The sequence below is a fragment of the Bartonella sp. CL25QHWL genome, from assembly GCF_042195335.1.
Taxonomy (GTDB): Bacteria; Pseudomonadota; Alphaproteobacteria; order Rhizobiales; family Rhizobiaceae; genus Bartonella.
The window spans coordinates 18,260-40,221 of the sequence record NZ_JBHIOE010000010.1; the positions used below are offsets into that span (position 1 = coordinate 18,260).

Consider the following 21,962-nt stretch of genomic DNA (forward strand, 5'->3'; position numbering starts at 1 on the left):
TACTATCCTTAACGCAGAATTCAAAATTTTTTAGTAGGCTACAGTATAGCAGTTAAAATTTGCTTTCTTTAATGTAGAACAAGCATCAAATGCAGCTTTTTTTGATTGAAACCCTGTAAAGCGCGCCCGGTAATAACGCTGCCCATTCTTTTCAAACAGTTGCATATGTGAAGATGCGTGCTTTAAAGTAGAAAAAGCTATATTTTTTGCTTTTAAAAGTAGAGTTTTTGCTTGTTCTTCACTAGGAAGAGAACCTATTTGGATAGCCCATCCGGCATTTTCGGACAAAGAGGCTGTTACAATTTTATGAGTCTCAACCGGTATAGTTTTTTGAGGGTTCGGTATTGGTATAATTACCTTATTTACAGCCGTTATTGCGATGTTGGAGTTTTTAGGTTGTTCTGCAAATGCTGTCAACATAGTCGAAATTTCATCGTCAAAATTACTTAAATCATCTTTAATGGTTGGTATAGGAGTATTGGCGCCAGTGGGTAAGTGATAGCGTACAGAAGCTATTAAACGTTCACCACTTTTCATTTGGCTTGCTTTGGGCAAATATTGATTCAATAAGCTAGCCATATGCTCGTCACGTGCAGTAGATGATTTTCCTCCCATAACAACAGCGACAATAGAGCGCCCCTCAAGACGCATCGAAGTTGCTAAATTAGAACCTGACATTTGTGTGTATCCTGTTTTAATTCCATCGACACCTTTCATTATTTTAACAAGTTTATTGTGGCTGTTAATTTTATGTCCACGGAAATTAAAACTTTTTGTTTTGAACAATTTATATTGTTTGGGAAAATGTTTACGTAAAGCTAATGACAAAGTCGCTATATCTCGTGCTGTAGAATAATTGCGCACATCCGGAAGTCCTGAAGCATTTGCGAAATGTGTATGTTTCATGCCAAGTTTATGAGCTTTTGCTGTCATCATTTGAGCGAATTTTTTTTCACTACCTCCAAGATATTCTGCAATGGCAGCAGCAACATCATTTGCAGATCTTGTAATGAGTGCTTTAGCCGCTGATTCTGCAGAAATTGTTTGGCCTGCTTTAAACCCAATTTTTGTCGGTGGACGCATTGCTGCATAATGTGAAACAGGAATTGGTGTATTGGGTGTCACACGACGCATCTGCATAGCTTCAAAGAGTAAGTACAATGTCATCATTTTTGTTAAAGAAGCAGGATAACGTTTCAGTGTTGCATTGGCTTGAAATAGAGTTTTTCCCGTAGTAGCATCTATAACAATAGCTGCATACTTATCAGGATAGGCGCCTTGAGGTGTGGCTGAGGCCCAACAGTAAGAAAGAGCTAACACAACAAAAGAAATTGCTATTGTTTTACAGTAGCGCATAATTTTTTGATAATTAATATACACTTGCAGTATCCTATTTCTCCATTTATCCTGAAAAACTTCTATAAAGCTTCCTTTTCTGTAATTTGTTGATGCAATTTAGACGAATGGTATTACTAATTTGTTTACAGAAGTTATTTTATGAGTGAGTGATTGAAGTCTAACCATAGAGGGAAATTTTTTTCTAATACAAACAGGTATTGCAATAGTTATGAAAGAATTTAAAATTAATAAAAAATGTGCTGCATGGAAAACGATAATGGGACAGACGCTCATAATAAACTCTATAGCTCATATTATGCATAATGAAAAGGGCAAGAATTGGGATGAAGGTAGGCATGGTGCGGTTATAATGCCTAAGGCTAGAGAAAAACTCGAAAAACCTAAATTATGTCGAGTTTTTTTGCTTAATGATGATTACACACCTATGGATTTTGTTGTTTTTGTTTTGAAGAACTTTTTTAAAAAAAGTTTCGAAGAGGCAACGCGGATAATGTTAAATGTTCATCACAATGGGATAGGAGAATGTGGGACTTATACTTATGAAGTCGCTGAAATGAAAATATTACAAGTGAGAGAATGTGCGCGTCAAAATGAACATCCGTTACAATGTGTAATGGAATGGAAGTGAGGAGCTATGCCATCTTTTACACCTAGTCTTGAAGAGGTTTTGCATCGTGCATTAACAATTGCTACTCAAGCACGGCATGAATATGCAACATTAGAGCATCTTCTACTTGCGCTGTTAGATGATGCCGATGCAAATTCCGTTATTCAGGCTTGCCAAGTAGATGTGGAGGAATTGCGAGAGCGCTTAACCAATTATCTTCGCTCAGAGTTAGATGAACAGATTAGAGCTGATGAGGATACAAAGCCTACAGCTTTTTTCCAGCGTGTTATCCAACGTGCGGTGATTTATGCACAATCGGCTGGAAAAGATGAAGTATCGGGGGCAAATGTTCTTGTTGCAATTTTTTCTGAACGTGAAAGCCATGCAGCATATTTTCTTCAAGAGATGGGAATGACACGCTATGATGCTGTACGTTTTATTTCACAGGGTGTCACGCGTGATGATGGGTTATCCATGTTACTTGAAGGACTTGAAGAGCAATTAGATCAGCAGATTTCGGATAATGGTGAAAGAGGAACAAGTGCTTTAACGAATTATTGTGTTGATCTCAATTGTAAAGCACGTAATGGAAAAGTTGATTTATTAATTGGCCGTGAAATAGAAATTTCACGCATGATTCAGATTTTATGTCGAAGGTCGAAAAACAATCCGCTTTTGGTTGGTGATCCTGGAGTGGGGAAAACCGCTATAATTGAGGGATTGGCAAAGCGCATTGTTGATGGGCAAGTGCCTGAAGTTTTATCAAATGCAACAATATTTTCTCTTGATATGGGGGGACTTGTTGCAGGTACACGTTATCGCGGTGATTTTGAAGAACGCTTAAAGCAAGTTATTAAAGAGTTTGAGCTGTATCCCGATGCTATTTTATTTATTGATGAAATTCATACCTTAATTGGAGCAGGAGCGACATTAGGGGGAAATATGGATGCAGCAAATCTTTTGAAACCTGTATTATCTTCTGGAACTATGCGATGTATTGGTTCGACGACTTATAGAGAATATCGCAAATTCTTTGAACAAGATCGTGCTTTAGAGCGTCGTTTTCAGAAGATTGATATTAATGAACCTTCTGTTACAGATGCGATTAAGATTTTGCAAGGGATGAAGCCTTACTTTGAAGATTTTCATCAGATTAAATATACAGATCAGGCGATGAAGGCATCTGTAGAATTATCTTCACGTTATATAATTGATCGTAGGTTACCTGACAAAGCAATTGATATTATTGATGAAAGTGGCGCAGCGCAAAAGCTTTTGCCACAAAAACAACGCAAGAAGAGTATAGGTGTTAAAGAAATTGAAGCGACTGTTGCTACAATTGCAAGAATTCCACCAAAAACAGTTTCTCGGAATGATCAGAAGATACTGAGTAAGCTTGAAAGAGAACTCAAACATGTTGTTTATGGTCAAGATCAGGCAATTTCCGTCTTAGTTTCATCCATAAAATTGGCGCGAGCAGGTTTACGCGAACCGGATAAACCAATAGGAAGTTATTTATTTTCAGGACCAACAGGTGTAGGAAAAACTGAAGTTGCAAAACAGCTTGCATCATCTTTAGGCATTGAATTATTGCGTTTTGATATGTCAGAATATATGGAACGGCATACGATAGCACGTTTAATCGGAGCACCTCCAGGTTATATAGGGTTTGATCAAGGAGGTCTCCTTACAGATGCCGTTGATCAGAAACCTCACGCAGTTCTATTGCTAGATGAGATTGAGAAAGCGCATCCAGAGTTATTTAATATTTTATTGCAGGTAATGGATTATGGTAGATTAACAGACCATAATGGTAAGAAAATTGATTTCCGCAATGTTATTTTGATTATGACGACCAATGCGGGTGCTTCAGATATGGCAAAATCAGCTATTGGATTTGGGAAAGTACATCGTGATGGTGAGGATATAGAAGCAATCAATCGGTTATTTACACCAGAATTTCGTAATCGGTTAGATGCAATTATTCCGTTTGCACCTTTATCTCATTTAATCATCAATCAGATAGTGCAAAAATTTATTTTTCAGCTTGAAGCACAATTAGCTGATCGGGGAATTTGTTTTGAATTAAGCCCTTCAGCAACTTTATGGCTTTCCAATAAAGGATATGATTCTCAGATGGGAGCACGCCCATTAGGGCGTGTTATACAAGAATATATTAAAAAGCCATTAGCTGATGAAATTTTATTTGGAAAGTTACGCAATGGTGGTATCGTTCGCGTATTGACACAAAAATCAAATGGTAAAAAAGAAAGCTTACAGTTAGAAATTTCATCTTCCGATATATCTGTAAGTTCAAAGAAAAGTAAAATGGAAAATTTTACAAAAAAACGTGTAGGAAAAAAAAGCTCAACAACTTAAGAGTGTGTTATAAGGCAGCACGGATTTTTTTTGCATTCTCTTCAAGTATTTCTGTAGGTGTTATCATATCATTATGAGGGGTAAGTTCTATTCCCTTCATACGTGGTATAATATGAAAATGGAGGTGATAAACGGTTTGTTGACTAGCTGCTTCATTAAATTGCATGACAGTTATGCCATCTGCCTGAAAGGCTTTTTTGACGGCATTTGCAATTTTTTGAACAGCTTTAATAACAGGAAATAATGTTTCAGTATCCGCATCAAGTAAGTTTCTCGAGCCTTTTTTAGGAATGACTAGCGTATGACCTGGTGCCTGTGGCATGATATCCATAAATCCAATAACATCATCATCTTCGTAGACACGAACAGAAGGGATTTCATTGCGAATCAATTTAGCAAAAATATTGTTATTGTCGTAAGCTTGTTTCATACAAATATTTCCTTTTATTGTAATTTTAAGATTCTAATTTAAAAACGAAAAAATGCAAGGTTTATCAGAGTGTAAGACAAAGAAGTATTTTGACTTCAGTTATATTTAGGATGGTGCACTGTCTTAATGAAGGTTTAGATTTCTATGATGGCTTCAACTTCTACAGGAACATCCATAGGAAGAGAGGCAACACCAATAGCAGAACGGGCGTGTTTTCCAATTTCACCAAGGATATTGACGAATAAATTAGAAGCTCCATTGGCAACAAAAGGAATATCGGTAAAATGAGAATCTACAGCCACAAAAACAGTAATTTTTACCACACGTTTTATTTTATTTAAGTCACCCAGAGTTGCCTTGAGTTGCGCGAGAATATTGAGAGCGCAAGCTTCGGATGCTTTTTGGGCTTGTTCGGTATTCACAGTTGCACCAACTTTACCGATGGCTATTGGTTTTCCATTAATAAGAGGGAGTTGTCCAGAAATAAAGAGTTGATTGCCACTTTGTGAAGTGGTGATGTAATTGGCAAGGGGGGAGATTACTTCAGGAAGAGTGATTCCGAACTTCTCTAAGTTTTTTTCAATCATATTGGTCATAATGTTAACTCCATAGCTGCTCTATAATATATTCATTGCATAATCTATTTTTTGATTTAAGAAAATGTGTGGTTAATTGAGAAATTAGCCTTTTTTGCCTTATTGTATGATGTTATGCAACGGGGATAAAGTTCGGAAGTTGGGAATGATTAGATCATTATTTATAATAATTTTATATATTGTTTTTTTATGTACTGCGAGAGCTGAAGAGCCCATTTTTATTGTGCCTCATCGAGCAATTTATGATTTTCATCTCGATAGTGTTTCTCATGAAATGACAATTTCTGCGATGTCAGGGCGAATGGTTTACGAGCTTACTGGTTCGGCATGCCAAGGCTATAGCACACGTTTTCGTTTCATTAGCCGTGTTCACATTGAAGATATGCCAGTACGTTTGACGGATCAACAGACGACGAGTTATGAGACAGGAGACAGCCGTACATTTCGTTTTAATATCACAGATCAAGAGGGAGAAGAGGTTGTGCATCGTGCCGAGGGGGTTGCGGAGCGTACTCAAGATGGTATTACAGTTACCTTAAAAAAGCCAAAGGAAAAAGAGTATAAGCTTGCAATAGCTGAATTTCCAATAATGCAACTAAAAAATATTATCCGCCATGCAAAAGCAGGAGATCATTTTTACAATGTTACTGTATTTGATGGGACAAATAAAGCAGATAAAGTTATAAAAGAAAGTATCGTCATAGGGGAAAAGAAGACGCTTTTATCTGATAGCGAAACGGAAAAAGTAAGAAAATTGGATGAAGAAGAATATTGGCCTGTTACAATTTCTTATTTTGATGATGGAGAAAATAAAGATGGTTTGCCGGTTTATCGTAGCAGTTTTCTCTTACATGAGAATGGTGTCATGCGTGATCTTCATATAGATTATGGAACTTTTTCAGTGCGTGCAAAATTGAACAGTCTCGAATTCTTGGAACTTGGAAAAGATCTTAATCAATGTGAAAATGCAAATATTAAATGATTAAAGAAAATAACTTGAAAAAGAATCAAATATTAGTATGTTTGCGCTATTCCACACGCGGAGTCTGGGTGTTTGCAAATGATCTGTGAGAAAATTCTAGCAAGCATCCGCCGGTAGCAGGTCTTTCTGCTTTTTCCGCGGAGGTTGAACCGGAAAGGATAAGATTTATGGCACTACCCGATTTTACTATGCACCAGCTTTTAGAAGCCGGTGTGCATTTTGGTCACCAGACTCATCGCTGGAATCCCAAAATGACTCCCTATATTTATGGTCAGCGTAATAATATCCATATTATTGACCTTGCTCAGACCGTTCCACTTTTACACCAAGCGCTTAAACTTGTTTCAGATACTGTAGCGCGTGGTGGTCGTATTCTCTTTGTTGGTACGAAACGGCAAGCATCTGACATTATCGCAGATGCGGCGAATCGTTCCGCCCAGTATTACGTTAATGCACGTTGGCTTGGCGGCATGCTCACAAACTGGAAAACGATTTCCAATTCGATCCATCGTTTGCGGAAGCTTGATAAAATTCTTGCTGCTGAAGCGCAAGGCTTTACCAAAAAGGAACGTTTAAATCTTGAACGTGATCGTGAAAAGCTTAATCGTGCGCTTGGTGGTATTAAAGATATGGGTTCTGTTCCAGATCTTATTTTTGTTATCGATACGAATAAAGAAAATATTGCACTCCAAGAAGCAAAACGTTTAGGTATTCCAGTGATTGCTATTATTGATACCAATTGTGATCCCGATGACGTAACACATCCAATACCAGGTAATGACGATGCTTCACGTGCAATTTCTCTTTATTGCGATCTTTTTGCCCGTGCTGCTCTTGATGGTATTGCACGCCAGCAAGGAGCAATGGGTATCGATTTAGGAGCTCAAGTTGATGCACCTGTGGAGCCTATTTTGGAAGAAAATGCAGTTTCAGAAGTTTCTGAATAATATAAAACGCCTAATTAAGGTACTTTTATTGTCTAAAAAAGAAGTTATAGGCGTGCAGAGGGATTTTGCACGCTTTCACTGTTACAAAATAAAGAGGCAAATATGAGCATTACTGCTGCACAAGTAAAAGAACTTCGAGAATTATCTGGCGCTGGTATGATGGACTGTAAAGCCGCTCTAGCAGAGACCAATGGTGATATGGAAGCTGCTGTTGATTGGCTTCGTAAAAAAGGAATAGCTAAAGCAGATAAAAAGGCTGGTCGTACAGCAGCTGAGGGATTAATCGGAGTCGTATCAAGAGATTCACATGCAGTTTTAGTTGAGATTAATTCTGAAACAGATTTTGTTGCACGCAATGATGGATTCCAAGATATTGTGCGTAAAGTAGCAACTGCTGCCTTAGATACCCCAGGGGATGTTGAATCTGTTTCTGTTTCTCTTTATCCAGGCTCTGAGAAGACTGTAGAGCTTACGATTAAAGATGCAATTGGTACAATTGGCGAAAATATGACATTTCGTCGTTCCGCTAAATTGTCTATTGAGAATGGTGTTGTTGCGACTTATATACACAATAGTGTGGCTGATGGGCTTGGAAAACTTGGTGTTTTGGTTGCGATTGAAACAACAGGAAATAAGGAAGCTGCTCTTGCTTTTGGTCGGCAGGTCGCGATGCATATTGCGGCAACCAATCCATTAGCACTTACAGCTCAAGATGTTGATGCTGCTGCTGTTGAGCGTGAAAAAGCAATTTTTTCAGATCAAGCACGTCAGTCTGGAAAACCTGAAAATATCATTGAAAAAATGGTAGAAGGACGTATGCGTAAGTTTTTTGAAGAGGTTGTTTTGCTTTCTCAAGCTTTTGTTATGAATCCTGATATAACTGTTGAGGCCGCTTTAAAGGATGCTGAGAAATCAATTGGTGCTCCAGCAAAAATTACAGGCTTTATTCGTTTTGCATTAGGTGAAGGTGTGGAAAAAGAGGAGTCTGATTTTGCTGCAGAGGTTGCTGCTGCTGTAAAAGGCTAGTTATTGCAAACTCTTGAACAGAGATTTAAAGTCATATCGTTGGTTGTAGAATCTCTGAGGGGAACAATGTAATTGTTGAGAGGGCGTCACGTGAAAAAAGTGGTGCCCTTCGTGATGTCAAAAGCAAAAAGTAAATAGGCTTTTGGGGAGATTATTAATGGCATTAGCACTTCCGTATAAACGTATTCTTTTAAAGGCTTCTGGTGAAGCTCTTATGGGAGGGCAGAATTTTGGCATTGATGTTTCTGTTGTAGACCGTATTGCCGCTGATATTGCAGAAGTGCGCACAATGGGGATAGAAGTTGCGGTTGTTATCGGTGGGGGAAATATTTTTCGTGGCGTTGCTGTTGCTTCGCATGGTGGGGACCGAGTGACAGGTGATCATATGGGAATGCTTGCAACTGCTATTAACTCTTTAGCATTGCGAACATCTTTGACAAAATTAGGGGTTGAAACTGTTGTACTCTCTGCGATTGCTATGCCACAAATTTGTGAAAGTTTCTCGCAACGTAAAGCAATAGCTTATATGAATCAGGGAAAAGTTGTTATTTTTGCAGGTGGTACAGGAAATCCATTTTTTACCACTGATTCTGCTGCTACTTTACGTGCAGCAGAAATTGGTGCGGATGTCCTTCTTAAAGGAACACAAGTTGATGGTATTTATTCAGCAGATCCAAAAATAGACCCTACGGCTAAGCGTTTTGACCAATTAACACATGTTGAAGTTTTGCAATGGGGATTATCTGTTATGGATTCAACGGCGGTCACTTTAGCACGTGAGAACAATGTACCGATTATTGTGTATTCCATTCATGAAAAAGGCGGTTTGGCTAAGGTCTTGAATGGAACAGGACGCTTTACAATAGTATCGGAATAAGGGTAAGCTTCAAAGGACAATTGAAGGAGACAGAAATATGAATGTTACATCAATTATGGATGATCTGAAACGTCGCATGGATGGTGCCATTACGGCTTTTAAACATGAATTAGGTGGTTTGCGGACTGGACGTGCATCGGCCAGTTTATTAGAGCCGTTGACCGTTGAATCTTATGGTTCTGTTGTGCATATAAATCAGGTTGCTAATATTTCTGTTCCCGAACCTCGGATGCTTTCTGTTTCTGTATGGGATAAAACGATGGTCGGAGCTGTAGAGCGCGCTATTCGCGATTCTGGTCTTGGTTTAAATCCCATAACTGATGGTACGAATCTACGTATTCCTTTGCCTGAGTTGAATGAAGAGCGCCGTAAAGAACTTGTAAAAATTGCGCATCACTATGCAGAGCAAGCGCGTGTTGCTACACGTCATGTCCGTCGGGATGGTTTGGACAATTTGAAAAAGTTAGAAAAAGATGGTGAAATTGGACAAGATGAAGCCCATAGTTTGTCTGAAAAAGTTCAAAAACTCACAGATGAAACTATTGCTGATATTGATAAAATTTTAGCCGTAAAAGAATCTGAAATTATGCACGTTTAAGACGGTTTTGTCGCTAGAAAAAGGATGTTACACTCCCAAGCCTGTAAATTGTTTCTAGGGATAATAGGAGGGGTGGTGTGTTCTGTGATAGCAAGGTGTGATGCAGGAAGGTATTCTATCATTTTGATATGGGAGAGACTGATTTGAAAGGGCAGATGTTTAAATTTTTTAATCTGCGTGGTAAATCATGCCCTTTGCTGGAAGACACTATTTAACAGCATAGTGTGGGCTTTTAGTTGAGTACGTCTTTGTTAAACTGCATAATGAAAGCATTATTAGAAATTATTCAAATATTCTAAGATGAAGGTTGGGGAAAGAATATTAAGCCTAACCTTTCTCTTATTTCTCATTATAAAACATGTGGGTATGATCGATCAAGCAGATGTTATGTGGCGTAATTCGTTTTTTAATGACGAATAGTTGATAGAAAAGTGTTTTTATACGAAACCTATATTAGTTAATTTGTATGGGGCAGAGGTAGCTGCTTTTTCATTTTATATTTGAGAAAATATTAAAAAAATATTTAGGATTAATCTTGACTGAGATTTTTGAAGCTGTTTTCATTGATTATTAGTCTCATAAGCGCTATCTTAGTAGACTGAATTATTTATGATAAATTATAAGAGAAATTATACAGGTATGAGATAAAAACACTGCGTAGGGGAATTTTTCTTGCGTTAATTTCAGGGCTTGTATTTTCTATTTTTATTGTTTGGATGTTGTTTTGTCTAATTTGGTTTATCGTATTCTGACAGCTTTTGTTTTTGGCGTTATTGCGTTGTATCTAACATGGTTGGGAGGAAACTTCTTTTTTTTATTTGTATGGTGTATTGGCGGTTTTGTTCTTTATGAGTGGATGAGTATTACTAAAGAGAAGTGGTGTGTTTTACAAAAAATATTAGCAAGTATCTTTTACTTGATCTTTGGCTTTTTTTTAGTGTTGAGTGTATCTGCTCCGTTGATTTTTTGTGTTTTAATCGTTTTGGCTGCGGTGTTGGCTATTATATCTATAAAAAAGAGTGGTTGGGTTTTTTGTGGTTTTTTATATGCATCTTTTCCTGTTGTTGCTTTATGCTTTCTACGGGATCATGAAATGTTGGGGTTCCAAGTTGTTATTTTCTTATTTACGATAGTGTGGGGAACAGATATTGGTGGTTATTTTATCGGACGTGCATTAGGGGGCCCTAAATTAGCACCACAATTTTCTCCTAATAAAACATGGTCAGGAGCACTTGGTGGTACATTTGTCGGAGTTTTCGGTGGTATATGGGTTGCTTTTGGATTTTTTGATATAAATTTAGCTAGTTTTTTTGTGCCACTCCTTACACTTGTTTTATCAATTGTTTCACAATTGAGTGATTTAGGGCAATCGTGGCTCAAAAGACGGTTTTCTGTTAAAGATTCTAGTTCTTTATTGCCTGGACATGGTGGTTTTATGGATCGTATAGATGGATTGGTAGGGGCAGCTTTTCTTCTTTATTTAATTGGTTCATTTATGTCTGATATGGATGCGCCTTTTAATCTTTTTAGTATGATCTAATTGGGAGAAGATCGTTTGGAACTTTTAAATCATATCGTCACTATGGGTGATTTTCTTTTAAGAAGTTTGAGTATTCTTTTCATCATTATGATTATCATTTTTGTGCACGAATTTGGGCATTATCTCATTGGTCGGTGGTGTGGTATTAAGGCGTTAATTTTTTCGCTTGGATTTGGACCAGAAATAGCGAGTTATACAGATAAGCATGGCACGAAGTGGCGTTTAGCACTTATCCCCTTAGGAGGTTATGTAAAATTTGTTGGGGATGAGGAAAAAATCGATACGGAATCATTCCAATCATCTCTGATTGTTGATGGTTCATTTGCTAGTGCGCATGCTTGGAAAAAAGCAGCAACTGTTTTTGCCGGTCCTTTCTTCAATGCCCTTTTTACTGTTGTTATTCTAACATTTTTTTTCTTTATCTATGGTCGTGTAGCCATTGAGCCCGTTGTTGGTTCTTTGGTAAAAGATAGCCCTGCTCTTCAATCCGGTTTGGAATTAGGTGATCGTTTTGTTGAAATGGATGGACGACGGGTTGAAAGCTTTGAAGATTTGATGAATTATGTAGCTTTTCATGGAAGAGAACCCATAGAGTTTAAAATAGAACGCATGGGGCGAGTCTTTACAACGATGATTACCCCGAAAGTCGTTGAGCGAGATGATGGATTTGGTAATCGAACACGAAGTGCTATGATAGGTGTAGGTGTTCCTGTTGATTTAAATAATCCAGCACATTTAGATCCAACTTATATAAAACATATTCGCTATGGTTTTGTAACAGCTGTAAGAGAAGCGTCAGACCGTACTGTGTTTATCGCCACTCAAACTGTTCTTTTTATGAGTCGTTTAATAGGAGGAAAAGAGGATCGTTGTCGGCTAAGTGGACCTTCTAAAACCGTTAAAATTGCTTGGAAAGTGAGCGAGATAGGTTTTATCTCTTTGTTGAATTTGGCAGCTTTTCTTTCAATAAGTGTTGGGCTTATTAACCTTTTTCCGATTCTACCGCTTGACGGTGGGCATCTTTTATTGCATGTCATTGAGGTCATTACTGGGAGGAGAATATCTACCAAAATTCAGGGAATTGTTTTTCGTTTAGGTTTTTCCATTCTTCTCCTTTTTATGATCTTTGTCTTTTTTAATGATTATTTTTGTTGGTTTAGCTAATTAAATTATGGAAAACGCTTTATAAATTAAGTAATAATAGCAAAAACAAATTTAAGGTTGTTTACCATGTCTACAAAATGTTGTGGCGTTGTAGATTATAATGAGTAATTAAGGAATGAAAAGTCTCGCTGTAAAGCTGTAAAAAGGTTGTTATGGCAGTTAGCTTTTTAAGGCATCATGTCCAAGGAACGAGAGTAAGGTAAAAAAGCCAATGACTACGAATTCAAAGTTTTTAAATGCAGCATCTGTATTGGTGTTAAAGATGGGGATGATTGCCCCAGCAACGGTTTTTATGTCAATTGCTGCGGTCGGAGAAATACAAGCGTCTGTAGTCCGCTCTATTGAGGTTCGTGGGAATAAGTTTGTAAGTTCTCAGGCGATTCGAGACAATATGGGGATTAAGGTTGGGCAAGGTGTTTCCAGTGGTGATGTTGATAGTGCTGTGAAGAACCTTTTCGAATTGGGTTTATTTTATGATGTTAAAATAAATCCGGTGGGTGATAAATTGGTTGTATTCGTAAAAGAATATGAGGTTGTCAATCAAATATTGTTTCAAGGAAATAAATCTTTTAAAGACCCAGATCTTAAGCGGTTTATTTCTTTAAAACCGAATGAGCCTTTTAATTCTGCTAAGCTTTCTGCTGATATAAATACAATTCGTGAGGCTTATAAAACTCTTGGTCGTAATAATATCACTGTTAACGTTCAAACGATTAACCTTGGAAAAGGGCGGGTTAATGTGGTATTTAATGTCGTTGAAGGGAAAAAAACAAAGATTGGTGATATCACTTTTAAGGGCAATAGTGTCTTTGGAAGTCGCCGTTTGCGTGATGTGATTTCAACAAAAACTTCAGGAATTTTTTCGAAGTTGTTGGGAGGTGATGTTTACAGTGAAGAGCGCCTCGCTGTTGATGAAGAAGCTTTACGTCGCTTTTATTATAACCGTGGTTATGCAGATTTTCGTGTAGTCTCTTCTAAAGCAACTTTTGATGCAGCAAGCAATACGTATAAAATTTCTTTCGTTCTTGATGAGGGTGCGCTCTATAAAATTAGCGATATTCAGGTTGAAAGTGATGTTGATGGAATTGACGTTCAATCTGTGAAAAGGGTGCTTAAAACCCAGCCAGGTAATGTTTATAGTGCAGAAGATATTGAACAGTCTGTTGCAACTATTAATAACAAAGTTGCTGATTCGGGATATGCTTTTGCTAAAGTTGAACCGCGGGGAAATCGTAATTTAGCAAATCATACAATTTCAATTTTATATAATATTGAACAGGGTACACGTGCTTATATTCAACGTATTGATATACGTGGCAATGAGAAAACGCGTGATTACGTCATTCGCCGTGAGATTGATTTAAATGAAGGAGATGCTTACAATCAAACTTTACTACAGCGGGCGAAACGTCGTCTAGAAAGTTTAGGTTTCTTCAAAGCCGTTAATATTTCAATGGTTCCCACAGATCAATCTGACCAAGTTGTTTTGGTAATAGATGTCGTTGAAGCTTCAACAGGAGATCTCTCTCTTTCTGGAGGGTATACAACAGGGGGAACAAGTCCTGGTATGTCACTTGAAGTTTCTGTTACTGAACGTAATCTTGGGGGACGTGGTCAATATGTTCGTTTAGGATTAGGTGCGGGGCAAGAAAAATCTCGTAATTATAATTTATCATTTGTTGATCCTTATTTCTTAGGATATCGTTTATCTGCTGGCGTTGATGTTTTTCGTAGTACTTATCGTGCTGATAAAGCCTATGATGTACGGCAGACAGGTGGATCGCTGCGGTTTTCGTTACCTATTAATAATCAATTATCTGCTAATGTAGCTTATTCTTATGTGCAGGAAGAATATGATTTTGGCGGAGAGTATGATTTTGACAAAGAGGGTGACATAATAGAATTATATGGGAAATATTCTGGTGCGATTGTTCAAGCTGCAAAACACAGCCCTTGGAAACGTTCATCAATTAGTTATGGTTTCACCTATAATACGATTGATGATATGAGATCCCCCCATGATGGGTGGTACGTGCATCTGCTTCAGGAATATGCAGGGCTTGGTGGGAGTGCAAAGTTCTTGAAGACCACGGGTAAGGCGATGATGTACAAGACTCTTTCTGACCAGAAGGATATCGTTGGTTTGCTTTCCTTTGGGGGTGGTTATATCCATGAAGTAGGCAAAGAAGGTGTTCGTATTTTCGATATGTTTAAAGTAAATTCTGATATGATTCGAGGGTTCAAATATAATGGAATAGGTCCGCGCCAGGTTTCCAGTAAGGGTGAGGTTTATTTCTTGGGGGGAACGACATATATGAATGCGACTGCTGAAGTACAGTTTCCTATCCCTGTTGTGCCTGAAGGATTCGGGTTGCGCGGTGCTTTATTTGCGGATATTGCCACGCTTTATGGCAATAATTATAAAGCCGTTTTTCAGGGTGAACCGTCTGTTACCAATACCAAAAGTGCTTGGCGTTCATCTGCAGGTGTGAGTTTGATGTGGGATTCTCCGTTTGGTCCTTTGCGTTTTGATTATGCTTGGCCAATAACGAAGCAGGAAGGTGATCGTTTGCAACAATTGAACTTTGGTATTTCTACGAAGTTCTGATTTGAGCGATTTTAAGAAGGAAAAATTTGAAGAGAATAGCTTAAGCTGGGAGAGAAAGTGTTTTGATGGCGGATACATTTTTTTTTACGCCGTCCCGACGATTGACAGTTGCAAATGCTGCTGAGTTGACGGGTGCAAAGCTTCTTAATCCAGAGTTTTCTCATAAAGTTATCAATACTCTTTCTTCACTTGAGAGTGCGGTGGAAGGTTCGCTTGTTTTTGTAGAGCATCGGAAGTTTTCTGATGCTTTACTGGACAGTTCTGCTGTTGCTGTTTTGTGTACGAATGAGATTGTTTTTAAAGTTCCCGAAACTATGGCAATTTTGGTGACATCCACACCACAGCGTGACTTTGCTCAGATTGGTCGTATTTTGTTTCCAGATTCTGTCAAGCCAATGCCTTGGTTGGGGCAGAAGGGGATTTCATTACATGCGCATATTCATCCAACGGCTAAGTTGGCACATGATGTGTGTATTGAAGCTGGAGCTGTTATTGGTAAAAATGTTGAGATTGGTGCAGGAACTCTTATTTCATCCACAGCTGTTATCGGTGAAAATTGCCGTATTGGATGTGACTGCTATATTGCTCCTAAGGTAACAGTTCAGTGTTCTATAATAGGTGATAAGGTTCAGCTTTATCCTGGCGTTTGCATTGGACAAGATGGTTTTGGTTATGTTGGAGGCGGAGTTGGAATCGAGAAAATTCCACAGCTTGGTCGTGTTATTATTGAGGATGGTGTAGAAGTTGGTGCGAACACGACAATTGATCGTGGGACATTTCAAGATACTGTTATTGGTGAAGGAAGCAAGATTGATAATCTTGTACAAATTGCCCACAATGTAAAAATTGGCCGCTATTGTCTTATTGCCGCTCAATGTGGCATTGCGGGAAGTACATCTATAGGGGATATGTCTCAGCTTGGCGGAAGTGTGGGAGTAGCTGATCACATCATAATAGGTAAATCTGTTCAGATTGCTGCTCGTAGTGGTGTTATGAATGACATTCCGGATGGCGAAAAATGGGGAGGTAGTCCAGCGCGACCATTTAAACAATGGTTTCGTGAAGTAGCGGCGTTGCGCAGTATGGGAAAAGTTAAAAAGGAGAAACGCTGATATGATCAGCAGTGAAAAAACTAAAAACTTAGAGGCTGTCGATATTGAAAAACTATTATCAATATTACCGCACCGTTATCCATTTTTATTGATTGATCGTATCGTTGATATTGATGGTGAACAAGAAGCGATTGGTATTAAAAATATAACGATTAATGAGCCACATTTTACGGGACATTTTCCCGCAAAGCCTGTTATGCCTGGAGTTTTGATTTTAGAAGCTATGGCACAAACGGCAGGAGCAATAGCACTTTTAAATTTAGGCAATAAGCAAACAAATTTAGTTTACCTTATGACGGTTGATAATGCGAAATTTCGTAAGCCGGTTATGCCTGGTGATCAGCTCAAGATTCATGTTCAGCTTTTGAAAAAAAGATCTGGTATGAGACGTTTTTCATGTGTTGCAAAAGTAGAAGATGTCCGCGTCGCTGAAGCAGAAATTGCTGCGATGATTGTCGAAGAAGAATAAACGATATTTGATGGGAATTTAAAAATGTCCGGTACGAAAATCCATCCAACTGCTCTTGTGGAGAAGGGAGCGCAGCTTGGTGAGAATGTACGCGTTGGACCATTTTGCCATATTAGTTCAGAGGCTGTTATTGGTGATGAATGTAGTTTGACAAGTCATGTTGTAATAATGGGAAAGACAACATTAGGAGCCAAGAGTAAAGTATTTTCTCATGCTGTTTTGGGGGCAGATCCGCAAAATAATAAACATAAAGGAGGAGCTACAACTCTTTTTATTGGTAAGAATTGTACGATTCGTGAAGGTGTAACAATGCATAGGGGTTCCGATTCGAGTGTAGGAATGACAGTTGTTGGTGATAATTGCCAATTTTTTTGTTATGCGCATATCGCTCACGATTGTTATGTAGGCAATCATGTAACATTTGCCAATAACGCAATGATTGCTGGTCATGTCACTGTTGGTGATTATGTGATTATTGGTGGTGGTGCTGCTGTTCATCAATTTGTTCGTGTTGGACATCATGCATTTATCGGCGGCGTATCTGCACTGGTTGGTGATCTGATACCTTATGGAACAGCTGTTGGTGTGCAGGCAAAACTTGCCGGCCTCAATATTATTGGCATGAAGCGTGCAGGACTTGAGCGTCAAGATATTCATGCACTCCGTCATGCGGTTGCCATGCTTTTTGATCATAGCAAACCATTTAAAGAGCGTGTTAGTGATGTTGCTTCTTTTTATTCTTCTTCTCAGTCTGTTTCTGAAGTTGTTAATTTTATTAAAGAAGAAGGAAAGCGTTTTTATTGTACACCAAAATTTGAAGGTGATAAAATAAAAGAACATAAGGATTAAAAATGCCTATTTGGGGAGCCAGAAGTTTTCTTTCCGGCCGTACTGCTATTATAGCAGGAAATGGTGTTCTACCGATTACTGTTGCGCAGACTCTTGAGAAGAATGGAGAAAATCCTTTTCTTGTGCTTTTGCATGGTGAGGCAGATTCTGTTCTTTATCGCTATGAGCATTGCGAGCTATCAATTGTAGAGTTAGCGCGACTCGTTAAAATTTTAAAAGAGGCTGGTGTATATAATGTTGTTTTGGCAGGTGGTGTGAAAAAGCGTCCACTTCTTAAACAATTGCGACTGGACTGGACAACATTTTTAGCTCTTCCTAAGTTAATCGGAGCTTTGAAGAGGGGAGACGATGCGTTATTAAAAGCTTTTATACGGGTTATTGAAGCACACGGTTTTTGTGTTATCGGTGCTCACGAAATAGTCCCAGATCTTTTAGCTCCCATAGAATTTAATTTAACAGTACGGCGTGCTACTCCAAAAGAGAAAAAAGATATTTTTTTAGCAGTAGAAGCAGCAAAGCTTTTAGGTCAATTAGATATCGGGCAAGCCGTTGTCGTTGTCCAAGGAAGGGTGGTTGCTCTGGAGGGTGCTGAGGGAACTGATAATATGTTGTGGCGTGTTTGTGAAATGCGAGAAAGAGGGCAAATTCCCCTTAAAGGTGGCATTCTTGTAAAATGTGCAAAACCACAACAGGATAATCGCGTTGATTTGCCATCAATTGGGCCAGCGACAATAATAAATATTGCAAAGAGTGGTTTATCTGGTGTTGCGGTGGAGGCAAATAGAAGTCTAATATTATCGGTGAAAACAACAATAGAAAAAGCCAACAAATATTCTCTATTTATAGAGACATTTGAAAGGTTTGGTCATGAATAATTGTTTCTTAAAGATTGCTGTGGTTTCAGGTGAGGAATCTGGTGATTTACTTGGGGCCGATTTAATTACTTGTTTATCACAACAGATAGGATGCAATATTCATTTGATTGGTGTTGGGGGGAGGCATTTAAAGGCATTAGGTTTAAAAAGCTTTTTTGATTCCCATGATATTGCTTTAATAGGTTTAAAGGAAGTATTGAAAAAACTACCATTGTTGTTGCTACATATTCGCAATTTATCCAAATTTATTGCACAAGAACAACCTGATTGTTTAATTATTATTGATAGTCCTGATTTTACACATCGTATTGCAAAAAAGGTACGTGCTTTAGCGCCTTCTATTCCTATCATTAAATATATTGCACCAACCGTTTGGGCATGGAGGCCAGAGCGTGCAAAAGCTATGCGTGGATTTGTTGATCATGTTTTAGCGGTTTTTCCTTTTGAAGAAAAGATTATGCAAGATTTGGGAGGTCCTGCCACGACCTATGTTGGACATCGTCTTTTGACATATCCTCCCCTTTTGAGAGTTCAGTCAGAAAAAAAAAGCCAATTAGAACAAAGAAATTTGATCGATACACAAATATCATCGCCTACATTAGTTATTTTGCCAGGATCACGCAATTTAGAAATTCGTTCCTTAATGCCTATTTTTCGAGAAACAGTAGAGATTCTTGTACAACGTATTCCTCATTTACGTATTATTTTACCAACCTTACCTCATTTGGTAGATAGAATCCGTGATTTTGTGCAAGGCTGGAAAAGCAAGATAGAAATTGTCGTTGGTGAAGATGAAAAATGGCGTGCTTTTGCACAAGCAGATGTTGCTCTTGCGGCACATGGAACTGTTTCACTTGAATTAGCCTTAGCAAAAATTCCTATGGTTCTTTGCTATAAACTTGATCGTTTTTCTAAATTATTTATTTTTCCTAAAATGATGTTATGGAGTGCTGCTCTTCCAAATATTATTGCTGATAAGCCTATTGTTTCGGAATATTTGAATGAATTAATCCGTCCTGGTATGTTAGCAAGACAAGTAGAACAACTTTTGGCTAATCCTTTATTGCGACAGGCACAACTTGATGCCTTTGAGATGGTAGAACAGAAAATGAAAACTGAAGTACCATCAGGGGTTGTTGGCGCACAAACAATTATCGCTCTTTTAAAAAAACAAGAATAAAATTGTATAAATAAAGCAATATTTTAATGATTAATATTTAATTTTAGCAAGAAAATTACAAGCACGTTGGCTTTTAGGATTGGTAAAAAATTCTTCAGAGGCTGTATCTTCAACAATTTTTCCATTTTCTAGAAAGAGTATTCTTTCTGAGACTTTACGTGCGAAGCCCATTTCATGGGTAACACAAAGCATTGTGATCCCTGTGTCGGACAATCGAGCCATCACTTCCAAAACTTCTCCCACACTTTCTGGATCAAGAGCAGAGGTTGGTTCATCAAAAAGCATGACTTCAGGTTCCATACAAAGTGCACGGGCAATCGCAACACGTTGTTGTTGCCCACCAGAAAGTTGTAAAGGATATTTTTCACAGTGTTTTTCAATACCAACATGTGTTAAGTAACGAATTGCCCGTTCTTGTGCTTGTTGTTTGGAAAGCCCTTGAACGGTCATAGGTGCTAAAATACAATTTTGTATAACGCTCATGTGGGGAAATAAATTAAAATTCTGAAAGACCATTCCTATCTTACGAAGAACTTTTTTTTGCTGTTGTATAGGAGCGGTATGGATATCAACGTTATGGATACAGATTGAACCTTTTTGTGCTTGTTCTAATTGATTAATACAACGAATTAACGTTGATTTTCCTGATCCGGATGGTCCACAAATAACGATATGTTCACCAGCTTGAACATTAAAGTTGATATCATGTAGGACCTGAAAGTTTCCATACCATTTATTTAGATTTTGAATAGAGATCACTGGTTTTTTATTGGGAGAGATCGATTTATTATTTTTCAAATTCATCTTATTTTATTCTTTCATTGATGAATAACGTGATTAATTCAACATTTTGGTTTGGTAAAGTTTTTTATGATCATTTTATTTAACGTAAATATCGAGTGAGGCGCTGTTCGATAAAAACAATAAAACGATGAATGAGTTCAACGATAAAGAGATAGATAAGAGCAGCCCAAACGTAAACTTGAAAATCAAAAGTCCGTGAATAAGTGAGTTTAGCAACTCCCATTAAATCATAAACAGTAATAAGTGAGGCAACAGCACTGGATTTAATCATTAAAATCAACTCATTTCCTAGGGGGCGTAATGCTACAATCATTGCTTGTGGAAGAATAACTCTAAAAAATGTGACAGAGTTGCTTAAACCTAAAGCTTTTGATGCTTCACGCTGTCCAGTTGTTACGGATAAAAAACTTCCTTTAAAGATCTCAGATTGATAGGCAGCAGAATTGAGTGTAAAAATAAAAAGACAACAATACCACGCGTTTTGAAAAAACCACCATAGTCCCACCTGTTGCCAAAAACTATTCATTGAACCAAGCCCATAATAAAAAAGAAAGAGTTGAGCTAATAAAGGAGAGCCACGGAAAAAATAGACATAAGCATTTGCAAAATATTGTAAAAATGTATTCTTTGATAGACGAGCAAAAGCGATAAGCATACCAAGAAAAAGACCTAGAGAACAAGAGATAGAAACAAGCTCAACAGTAACAATAAAGCCATTAATAAATTTGGGTCCATAATGGCTTAAAAGATCAGGATTAAAAAGGAAATAAAGCCACTCAGGAATCATTGACCTAGCACCTTTTTATAGCCTATTTGAGTGTATGTTTCCAAATGGCGTAAGATTGCAGTAAAAACCGCTGAAAATAACAAATAGAGTAAGCATGCTACAAAATAAAATAGCATGGGTTTATTGGTAGCAGCGACAGCTAAATTCGTTTGTCGCATGAGGTCAACAAGCGCGATGGTAGAAACAAGGGATGTATCTTTCAGTAAAGTAAGCCAATTATTAGAAAGTCCTGGCAAGGCATTTCGGATGAGCTGAGGGAAGACAATACGAAAAAATGTGGTTGACCGTGAAAGTCCTAAAGCTTTAGCCGCTTCATATTGACCTTTATCAAAAATATTAAATGCTCCAAGCCAAACTTCACAAGAAAAAGCTGCAAGAACCATACTAAGTGCAAGAACACCAGCAACAAATGCATTGATACTGAACATGATTTCAAAATTAAAATAGTCAAATAAATTTTGAATAAGGCTTTGTAATCCGTAGTAAACTAAAAACAAAGTTAAAAGCTCTGGTAGCCCACGGAATACTGTTGAAAAGAGGCGTGCCATAGCTTTGGCCATCTTAATATTGGATCGAATCATCACTGCATTGAGAAGTCCTAGAGGAAATCCTAGAAAGCCACAACATAATGCCAATGACAAAGTCATTCCTGCACTGGAAAGTATAACCACTCCCCATCCACCATTGCTAAATGATAGCAATGCTAAATTTTCAATCATTCCTGTGTTCCTCATGAAAGAGTTCGATAATATTTTTTAGCAATAACCAGTAGG

At 37.9% G+C, this 21,962-nt stretch carries 21 protein-coding genes; 15 read left to right on the forward strand and 6 right to left on the reverse strand.

Annotated elements, in window-relative coordinates; translation table 11 throughout:
* Positions 1–30: 30 nt before the first annotated feature.
* A complete protein-coding gene (locus ACFILY_RS06790) occupies positions 31–1,380 on the reverse strand; it encodes a D-alanyl-D-alanine carboxypeptidase (protein WP_375637729.1) in 1,350 nt (449 codons plus the stop codon).
* 235 nt (positions 1,381–1,615) lie between these two features.
* On the opposite strand from ACFILY_RS06790, the gene clpS reads away from it, so the two are divergent.
* Together clpS and clpA are read left to right on the forward strand one after the other, a co-directional pair.
* Complete coding sequence (gene clpS, locus ACFILY_RS06795; RefSeq protein WP_273790742.1) at positions 1,616–1,987, forward strand: ATP-dependent Clp protease adapter ClpS; 372 nt, start codon at positions 1,616–1,618, stop codon at positions 1,985–1,987.
* Between the two features lie 6 nt (positions 1,988–1,993).
* Positions 1,994–4,345, forward strand: a complete 2,352-nt coding sequence (gene clpA / locus ACFILY_RS06800; protein ID WP_375637728.1) for an ATP-dependent Clp protease ATP-binding subunit ClpA — start codon at positions 1,994–1,996, stop codon at positions 4,343–4,345.
* Between the two features lie 7 nt (positions 4,346–4,352).
* On the opposite strand, the gene ACFILY_RS06805 is transcribed toward clpA, so the two are convergent.
* Positions 4,353–4,775, reverse strand: a complete 423-nt coding sequence (locus ACFILY_RS06805; RefSeq protein ID WP_273790662.1) for an HIT family protein — start codon at positions 4,773–4,775, stop codon at positions 4,353–4,355.
* A 134-nt stretch (positions 4,776–4,909) separates the two neighbouring features.
* Positions 4,910–5,371 carry a RidA family protein gene (locus ACFILY_RS06810; RefSeq protein ID WP_375607219.1) on the reverse strand — a complete coding sequence of 154 codons (462 nt, stop codon included), beginning with the start codon at positions 5,369–5,371 and terminating at the stop codon, positions 4,910–4,912.
* 145 nt (positions 5,372–5,516) lie between these two features.
* On the opposite strand from ACFILY_RS06810, the gene ACFILY_RS06815 reads away from it, so the two are divergent.
* The 13 genes from ACFILY_RS06815 to lpxB all read left to right on the forward strand — a co-directional run bounded on the left by ACFILY_RS06815 (position 5,517) and on the right by lpxB (position 19,598).
* Positions 5,517–6,353: a cell envelope integrity EipB family protein gene (locus ACFILY_RS06815; protein WP_375637727.1), complete on the forward strand. Its 837-nt coding sequence runs from the start codon at positions 5,517–5,519 to the stop codon at positions 6,351–6,353.
* Between the two features lie 167 nt (positions 6,354–6,520).
* Positions 6,521–7,300 carry a 30S ribosomal protein S2 gene (gene rpsB / locus ACFILY_RS06820; RefSeq protein WP_273788135.1) on the forward strand — a complete coding sequence of 260 codons (780 nt, stop codon included), beginning with the start codon at positions 6,521–6,523 and terminating at the stop codon, positions 7,298–7,300.
* Positions 7,301–7,402: 102 nt separating this feature from the next.
* Positions 7,403–8,326 (forward strand): translation elongation factor Ts, encoded by a 924-nt coding sequence (gene tsf / locus ACFILY_RS06825; protein WP_375637726.1) that lies wholly within the window; start codon positions 7,403–7,405, stop codon positions 8,324–8,326.
* Between the two features lie 157 nt (positions 8,327–8,483).
* Positions 8,484–9,203 (forward strand): UMP kinase, encoded by a 720-nt coding sequence (gene pyrH / locus ACFILY_RS06830; protein ID WP_273790666.1) that lies wholly within the window; start codon positions 8,484–8,486, stop codon positions 9,201–9,203.
* Between the two features lie 37 nt (positions 9,204–9,240).
* On the forward strand, positions 9,241–9,801 hold the full coding sequence (gene frr / locus ACFILY_RS06835) for a ribosome recycling factor (protein WP_273790667.1): 561 nt from the start codon (positions 9,241–9,243) through the stop codon (positions 9,799–9,801).
* Positions 9,802–10,525: 724 nt separating this feature from the next.
* Entirely contained in the window at positions 10,526–11,341 is an 816-nt protein-coding gene (locus ACFILY_RS06840; protein ID WP_273790668.1) for a phosphatidate cytidylyltransferase, read from the forward strand.
* Between the two features lie 15 nt (positions 11,342–11,356).
* Positions 11,357–12,505, forward strand: a complete 1,149-nt coding sequence (locus ACFILY_RS06845; RefSeq protein ID WP_375637725.1) for an RIP metalloprotease — start codon at positions 11,357–11,359, stop codon at positions 12,503–12,505.
* Positions 12,506–12,716: 211 nt separating this feature from the next.
* Entirely contained in the window at positions 12,717–15,113 is a 2,397-nt protein-coding gene (bamA, locus tag ACFILY_RS06850) for an outer membrane protein assembly factor BamA (protein ID WP_273790670.1), read from the forward strand.
* A 65-nt stretch (positions 15,114–15,178) separates the two neighbouring features.
* Positions 15,179–16,225 carry a UDP-3-O-(3-hydroxymyristoyl)glucosamine N-acyltransferase gene (gene lpxD / locus ACFILY_RS06855; RefSeq protein ID WP_273790671.1) on the forward strand — a complete coding sequence of 349 codons (1,047 nt, stop codon included), beginning with the start codon at positions 15,179–15,181 and terminating at the stop codon, positions 16,223–16,225.
* Between the two features lies 1 nt (position 16,226).
* Entirely contained in the window at positions 16,227–16,694 is a 468-nt protein-coding gene (gene fabZ / locus ACFILY_RS06860) for a 3-hydroxyacyl-ACP dehydratase FabZ (RefSeq protein ID WP_273790672.1), read from the forward strand.
* A gap of 24 nt (positions 16,695–16,718) precedes the next feature.
* Entirely contained in the window at positions 16,719–17,543 is an 825-nt protein-coding gene (gene lpxA / locus ACFILY_RS06865; protein WP_273790673.1) for an acyl-ACP--UDP-N-acetylglucosamine O-acyltransferase, read from the forward strand.
* Positions 17,544–17,545: 2 nt separating this feature from the next.
* A complete protein-coding gene (locus ACFILY_RS06870) occupies positions 17,546–18,418 on the forward strand; it encodes an LpxI family protein (protein ID WP_273790674.1) in 873 nt (290 codons plus the stop codon).
* A complete protein-coding gene (gene lpxB, locus ACFILY_RS06875) occupies positions 18,411–19,598 on the forward strand; it encodes a lipid-A-disaccharide synthase (RefSeq protein WP_375631233.1) in 1,188 nt (395 codons plus the stop codon). The genes ACFILY_RS06870 and lpxB overlap by 8 nt, the downstream gene beginning before the upstream one ends.
* A gap of 30 nt (positions 19,599–19,628) precedes the next feature.
* Here lpxB and ACFILY_RS06880 read toward each other — a convergent pair whose 3' ends face one another.
* From ACFILY_RS06880 to ACFILY_RS06890, 3 genes are all read right to left on the reverse strand, one after another.
* Positions 19,629–20,402, reverse strand: a complete 774-nt coding sequence (locus tag ACFILY_RS06880; protein ID WP_273790676.1) for an amino acid ABC transporter ATP-binding protein — start codon at positions 20,400–20,402, stop codon at positions 19,629–19,631.
* A 79-nt stretch (positions 20,403–20,481) separates the two neighbouring features.
* Positions 20,482–21,189: an ABC transporter permease gene (locus ACFILY_RS06885; RefSeq protein ID WP_273790677.1), complete on the reverse strand. Its 708-nt coding sequence runs from the start codon at positions 21,187–21,189 to the stop codon at positions 20,482–20,484.
* Complete coding sequence (locus ACFILY_RS06890) at positions 21,186–21,908, reverse strand: ABC transporter permease (RefSeq protein ID WP_273790678.1); 723 nt, start codon at positions 21,906–21,908, stop codon at positions 21,186–21,188. The genes ACFILY_RS06885 and ACFILY_RS06890 overlap by 4 nt, the downstream gene beginning before the upstream one ends.
* Positions 21,909–21,962: the final 54 nt, after the last annotated feature.